General features: G+C 71.4%; 4 protein-coding genes and 1 pseudogene. 4 read left to right on the top strand and 1 reads right to left on the bottom strand.

Annotation, left to right across the window (positions count from 1 at the left end):
* Window positions 1–37: 37 nt before the first annotated feature.
* From B7X32_RS17375 to B7X32_RS17385, 3 genes are read left to right on the top strand one after another with little or no spacing between them, the layout of a single operon-like run.
* Complete coding sequence (locus B7X32_RS17375) at window positions 38–1,507, top strand: DUF3375 domain-containing protein (protein ID WP_292722465.1); 1,470 nt, start codon at window positions 38–40, stop codon at window positions 1,505–1,507.
* Window positions 1,504–2,229, top strand: a complete 726-nt coding sequence (locus B7X32_RS17380; RefSeq protein ID WP_292722468.1) for a DUF4194 domain-containing protein — start codon at window positions 1,504–1,506, stop codon at window positions 2,227–2,229. The genes B7X32_RS17375 and B7X32_RS17380 overlap by 4 nt, the downstream gene beginning before the upstream one ends.
* Window positions 2,226–5,582 (top strand): SbcC/MukB-like Walker B domain-containing protein, encoded by a 3,357-nt coding sequence (locus B7X32_RS17385; protein ID WP_292722471.1) that lies wholly within the window; start codon window positions 2,226–2,228, stop codon window positions 5,580–5,582. Before B7X32_RS17380 ends, B7X32_RS17385 begins: the two co-directional genes overlap by 4 nt.
* Window positions 5,583–5,615: 33 nt before the next feature.
* Here B7X32_RS17385 and B7X32_RS17390 read toward each other — a convergent pair whose 3' ends face one another.
* Window positions 5,616–5,843 (bottom strand): hypothetical protein, encoded by a 228-nt coding sequence (locus B7X32_RS17390; protein ID WP_292722474.1) that lies wholly within the window; start codon window positions 5,841–5,843, stop codon window positions 5,616–5,618.
* A gap of 85 nt (window positions 5,844–5,928) precedes the next feature.
* Here B7X32_RS17390 and B7X32_RS17395 point away from each other — a divergent pair.
* Window positions 5,929–6,171 (top strand): annotated as a pseudogene (locus tag B7X32_RS17395) (AraC family transcriptional regulator); the annotation flags it as partial.

Raw genomic sequence — 6,171 nt, forward strand, 5'->3', positions numbered from 1 at the left:
TTGGGAACGGCGCGTTCCACAGCTGTAGGGAGCGATCGTGACCGGAAGCAGGGCAGAGGGCGCCTATCTGCGCGCTCTTGCGGCGTTCAAGACGCCGACGCTCGATCTGCTGCACGGCCGGTACGCGCCCTTCGTCGTCGCCGCGCTGAGCCAGATGTTCTCCGCCGACCGGCCGACGGTGGCCGTCGCCGATGCGCACGTCGAGGTCGGCGAGATGCTCGATCAGCTCCGTGCGGCGGGCTACGGAGGCGATGACCGCCGACTGCCCGCCACCTCCGGCCGTGAGGTGTGCCGGTACTGGATCAAGGTCGGCTGGCTCGGGCAGCAGATCGAGGGCGAGAGCGAGGTCTACCGCCTGACCGCTCACGCCGTCCGCGCGCTCGAGATCGCCGACCTCACCGGCGGCGGCGCCCGCGTCTCCAACTCCCGGGTGCGCACCCTGCTCGAGGCCGTGGAGCGCCTCGCGGGGAACGCGGACGACGACCCGGCCCGGCGTCTGAGGCGCCTGCGCGCCGAGCGCGCGGCGCTCGACGCCCAGATCTCGGCGCTCGAGAGCGGTGCGGCGGACCCCGTGCCGGATGACGAGCTGCTCGAAGAGGCGGAGAACGTGCTGCACCTCTCGCGAGGGCTGCCGGCGGACTTCACGCGCGTCGCGGAGTCGATCAAGGCGATGCAGCGCGACGTGATCCGCGACCTCCGTCGCGACGAGCGCCCGACCGGGGAGGTGCTGCGCGAATACCTGCTCCGCGGCCAGCAGGTCATGCAGTCCACCCGTGAGGGGCAGGCGTTCGCGGGCGCGCTGCGCCTGATCGGCGACCCGGAGCGGATCGACGAACTCACGGATCAGCTGCACGGACTGCTCTCGCGCCCGTTCGCCCAGCTGCTGGACGGCACCCAGCGCACGGAGCTCGACATGATCGGGCGCCGTATGGAACTGGGCGTGCAGGAGGTGCTGACGGCGCAGCGCCGCGCCTCGCATGTCATCGCGGGTCAGGTGCGCACGCACGACCCCGCGCGCGATCGCCAGGTCGACGAGCTGCTGCGCGACGTCATCGCGGGGATGCAGGCGTGGACGCAGACGCGGACGCCCGAGACTCCGGTGGATCCGCTCCGCCGCCTGCCGGTCGCGAGCATCGGCCACCTGCGCCAGTCGCTCGGCGACATCCGCCCGCCCGGGGCTCCGGCGGCGCTCGTCACGCAGGGGCAGGACGTCGAGTTCGTCGACGCCGACACGCGCGCCTGGGGCGGCCCGCACTACGCCGAGCTCGAGGCGCACGTCTCCGGACTCGGCGACACGTTCGACCTCGGCGAGGCGTTCCAGGCGATCGCGGAGCAGGGCACCCGTCGCCCGGTCGACCTGCTCGGCCTGCTCGAGATCGCCCATCGCAACGGCCTCGCCGAGGCGGACGGGGTCTCGATCGTCGAGGCCGTGCGTCCCGACGGCACCGCGCGCCGATTCGCCTTCGGATCCGTGACCGCGCATGCGAGGAAGGAAGAGGAACGATGACCTCCGGTCCCACCGAGACCTCAGATCCCACCGAGACCTCCGGGTTCATCGAGCCCGTCGCGATGGAGGACGACCTCGCCGAGCTGTTCCCCGGCGACCGCGGGGTGCTCGACCCCGAGGTGCGGCGCACGCTCGCGCTGATCCTGCACCGGCGGTTCCTGCTCGCCGACCGCAACCGCACCGAATGGCGCACCCTCCTCGACTACCAGACGGTGATCGAGTCGCGCCTCAACGACCTGTACATCCGGCTGATCGTCGATCACGAGCACGGCCTCGCCTACAAGCAGCAGATCCGCATCGACGAGCTCGACATCCCGATCCTCCTGCGCGATACGCCGTACACCCGCTCCGAGACGCTCGTGCTCGTGCACCTGCGCACCGTCTACGAACGCGAGAACGTCGCGGGCGAGGCCGCGCCGCGCATCGACATCGAGGACGTCGAGCAGACCGTGCTCAGCTACTTCACCGACGCCGACGGCGACATCTCGCGACGCCAGAAGGCCGTGCGCGACGCGATGCGCAAGCTCTCGAACGACGGGATCATCAGCGAGGAGACCACCGGTCGCTACCGGATCGGTCCTCTCGTCGAGGTCGTGCTGAGCGCGGAGAAGCTCACCGAGCTGCGCGACTGGCTGCGCGAGACGGCCGCGGAACGACGTGCCGGCACGGGCGGCGTCGCGTTCGACGACGCCGAGGAAGCCCTGGAGGAGGCCCTGTCATGACGATGGTCGACACGCTCTTCGGACTCATCCCCGAAGCCTCCCGCGGCCAGCAGTGGGTCGCCGAGGATCTGCAGCTCGTGAACTGGGGCGGCTACGACGGCGGACCGCACCGCGTGCGGTTCTCTCCCGCCGCGACGCTGCTCTGCGGCGGATCCGGATCCGGCAAGTCGACGCTCATGGACGCGTACATCGCGCTCATGATGCCGCACACGACGCCGTTCAACGGCGCGTCGAACGGCGGGGTCACCGGTCGCCCCCGTGGCGACGAGCAGCGCAACGTGCTCTCCTACGGCCGCGGCAAGCTCGACGAGACGCGCACCGAGGAGGGCACGAAGGTCCAGGTGCTCCGCGGCGACGGGGAGGACACCTGGACCGCGATCGCGATGACCTGGCGCGACCACGACGATTCGCGCTTCACGGCGGTGCGCGCGTGGTACATCCCGGCCGGCGCCCGCGTGCTCGAGGACACGGTGCGCGTGCGCGCGACGGCGAACACGGCGTTCGACCTCGCGACGCTCGAGCGCGCCGCCGCGCAGCGCCTCACCGACGCCTCCGTGCGCGCCGCCGGGCTGGAGCCCGTGGGCACGGACCGCGAGTTCTCGGCGCGGCTGCACTCGGTGCTGGGCATCGGGGCCGCCGGATCCGGCTCGAATGCGATGAGCCTGCTCGCCCGCATCCAGGCGGGACAGCAGATCACCACGGTCGACGACCTGTACAAGCGCCTGGTGCTCGAGGAGCCCGAGACGATGCGCACCGCGGACGCCGTGGTCGTGCACTTCGACGAACTGGAGAGCACGAAGCAGCGGATGCTCGTCGCACGCCAGCAGGTCGCCGCTCTCGAGCCGATCCGCGATCTGCGTCAGCGCATCGAGGCCGCGGCCGGGCGGATGACGCTCATCGACGCGGTCGGCGTGTTCGAGGATCCGGCATCCGTCGCCTCCCTGTGGCGTGCCGAGCGGCGCATGGATCTGCTCCGCGAGGTCGAGGGCGAGCTCCGCGACCGCACCCGCGAGCTCGATGTCCTCGTGCGGGAGAAGCGCGTGCAGGCCGAGGCCGCGGAAGTCGAGCACGACGGTCTGCGGGATCTGCTGCGCGAGCGCGGCGGCGACCGGCTGGAGACGGCGCAGCGGGAGCTCCGCGGCGTCGAGCGGCGCCTCGAGGAGGCGCGGGTGCTTCGCGCGAGGTTCGACGACGACCTGCGCGCACTCGGTGCGGAGGTGCGCAGTCGGGCGGAGTTCGACAAGCTCGTCGGGCGCGCCCGATCGGTGCTCGGCGACGCGGACGCCAAGGGCAGCGCGCGCGAGGCGTGGGCCGACGCGCGTCGCACCAGGGACGGCCTGAAGGCCGAACTCGCGCTGCGCGAACGCGCGGTCGAGGAGGCCACGGCGTTCTCGGGCAACATCCCGGGCGATCTGTACCGTTCCCGCGAGCTGCTCGCCGAGGCGGCGGGACTCGAGCCGCACCAGCTGCCCTTCGTGGGCGAGCTCATCGAGGTCCGCACCGAGTACGAGCCGTGGCGCGAGGCGTTCAACCTCGCCCTCGGCGGCTTCGCCACGACCGTGCTTCTCGACGTCGCCGATCTCGATCGGTTCCGCACCGCGATCGACGGCGTGCGTACTCCGCGTCGCCTCACGTACCAGGGCGTGCACACCGGTCTCCCCGCGAACGGCGGGGGAGCGGAGAACCGCCTGCCGGGACGTCTCGAATACGCGGACACGCCCTTCACGGGCTGGCTGCAGGTGCGTCTGGGCGAGCGGTTCGGCTTCGTCTGCGTGAACTCCGCCGCGGAGCTCGCCGCGCACGAGCAGGCGCTCACGATCACCGGCCAGGTCTCCCGCGGGGACCAGGGCGCGCACGGCGGCCACGGCAGGGGCAACGTGCTCGGCTTCTCCAACCGCGCCCGCCTGCGCGAACTGGAGGCCGCGGTCGAGGAGCTGCGACCCGCCCTCGATCGCGCGGAGGAAGCCGTGACGGCGGCCGAGACGGCGCTGGACCGGTTCGACGCCGAGCGCGCGGCCTTCGCGCGGATCGTGGACGTCGTGTGGGACCAGATCGACGTCGACGCCCTCGTCGCCGTGCAGGAGCGCTGGCGCGGCGTCGAGTCGGAGGTGGCGGAGAAGAATCCGGACATCGCCGGGATCGCGGCGCAGATCGAGAAGGCCAAGGCACTGGCGGGACGACTCCGCGAGGAGATCGGCGCCGCCACCGCCGAGCGCCAGCAGGTCGAGCGGCGCTGGGGCGAGATCACCGACGACGTGGACGCCGGCCAGGCGCTGATCGACGAGGCGGCCGGATCCGACCGGACCGTGGGCGCGGAGCAGGCGCAGTACCTCGACGCCCGCTTCGCCTCGCCGACCTCGGCCAAGGCGGCGCCATCCGTGCTGCTGGAGCGCTTCGACGGCGCGCTGCAGACCGCCGGGACGCGGCTGACCGAGGACCGCGCGAGCGCCTTCGAGGCTCATCACGAGCAGCGCGAGAGCATGCGCCGCCTGATGAGCGGATTCCTGGAGCGCTGGGAGAACCCGAACCTGATCGCCGATCCGGATCTGTACGTCGACGACTTCGAGAGCATTCTCACGGCGCTCGAGACGAGCGGGCTGCACCGGCTCGAGAGCGAGTGGCGGGACAGCCTCGTCCACCTCTCGGGGAACGACCTCACGAACCTCGACTCCACGCTGGGCCGCGCGCTCAGGGACATCCGGGAGCGGATCGAGCCGATCAATCGGATCATGCAGGACCTGCCGTTCTACGACGACCACCACCGTCTGCAGATCACGACGCGCGAGAGCCAGTCCGAGGCGCGCAAGCGCTTCCGCCGTGACCTGCGCGAGGTGCGGGGGCTCATCGAGGCCGCCTCCAGCGATCAGGAGCGCGAGCAGGCCTACCGCCGGATGTCGCGCCTCATCGGGCATCTGCGACGCTCCGCTCCCGACTTCGCCGACCTGATCGACGTGCGCAACCACGTGCGGGTGAGCGCCGAGCGGGTCACGGCCGACACCAAGCAGCACGTCGCGCTCTACGACCACATCGGCGAGAAGTCGGGCGGCGAGTCGCAGGAGCTCATCGCGTTCATCGTCGGTGCGGCGCTCCGTTACCAGCTCGGCGACGCCGGAGCGGAGCGTCCGCGGTACGCCCCCGTGTTCATGGACGAAGCCCTCATCAAGGCCGACGCGCACTTCACCAAGCGGGCGATCGGCGCCTGGCGCGGCCTCGGGTTCCAGCTCGTGATCGGCGCGCCCAACGACAAATACAGCGCGATCGAGCCGCACGTCGACGTGGAGTACGACATCCTGAAGGACACGCAGGGCCGATCCTGGGCGAAGCTCAAGGTCGCGCTGCCCACGGAGGACTGACGTGCGGCCCCGACGCTCGCGTCGGGCCGCAGGTCACCAGTCGCTGCGGTCCAGCGCGGCGCGCAGGTCGTGCAGTGCGCGCGCGTCCTCGCGGGTGGGCACGCCGCCGCGCTGCAGGATGCGGCGCGGCAGCCACGTCGGCATCGCGAGACGCGCGCGTCGGCGCGGCGACGGCGCGGCGTCAGCAGCGGATCGCGGGGAGGCGTCCGTGCGGGCCAGGGGGATCCGGAAAGAGGCGGGGGTCGTGGCGGTCTCGGTCATGACTTCAAAGCTACGAGCGCAAGGATCCTGCCACCAGATGGCGGAAAGACTTTCGTCATAAAGATTCGGCCAGTATGATCGCAGCATGCTGCACAGCGTCACCCTTCCCGTGATCGACGGGCTCGCGGTCTTCGAGTTCGGACTCCTCAGCGAGGTGTTCGGACTGGATCGCAGCGTCTATTCGGACGTCCCCGCCTTCGACTTCCGCGTGTGCGGCATCGAGGCCGGGCGACCGGTGACCACCGAGGTCGGGGCACAGGTCATCCCCGCCTACGGGCTCGAAGCGATGGAGCACGCCGACGTGATCGCCGTGCCGGCGGCACGCGTG

The organism is Microbacterium sp. 13-71-7 (assembly GCF_002257455.1).
Lineage (GTDB): Bacteria > Actinomycetota > Actinomycetes > Actinomycetales > Microbacteriaceae > Microbacterium.

Coding starts and splice junctions, on each gene's coding strand:
- B7X32_RS17380 (WP_292722468.1), top strand. CDS start 1,504: ATGACCTCCGGTCCCACCGAGACCTCAGATCCCACCGAGACCTCCGGG.
- B7X32_RS17390 (WP_292722474.1), bottom strand. CDS start 5,843: ATGACCGAGACCGCCACGACCCCCGCCTCTTTCCGGATCCCCCTGGCC.
- B7X32_RS17385 (WP_292722471.1), top strand. CDS start 2,226: ATGACGATGGTCGACACGCTCTTCGGACTCATCCCCGAAGCCTCCCGC.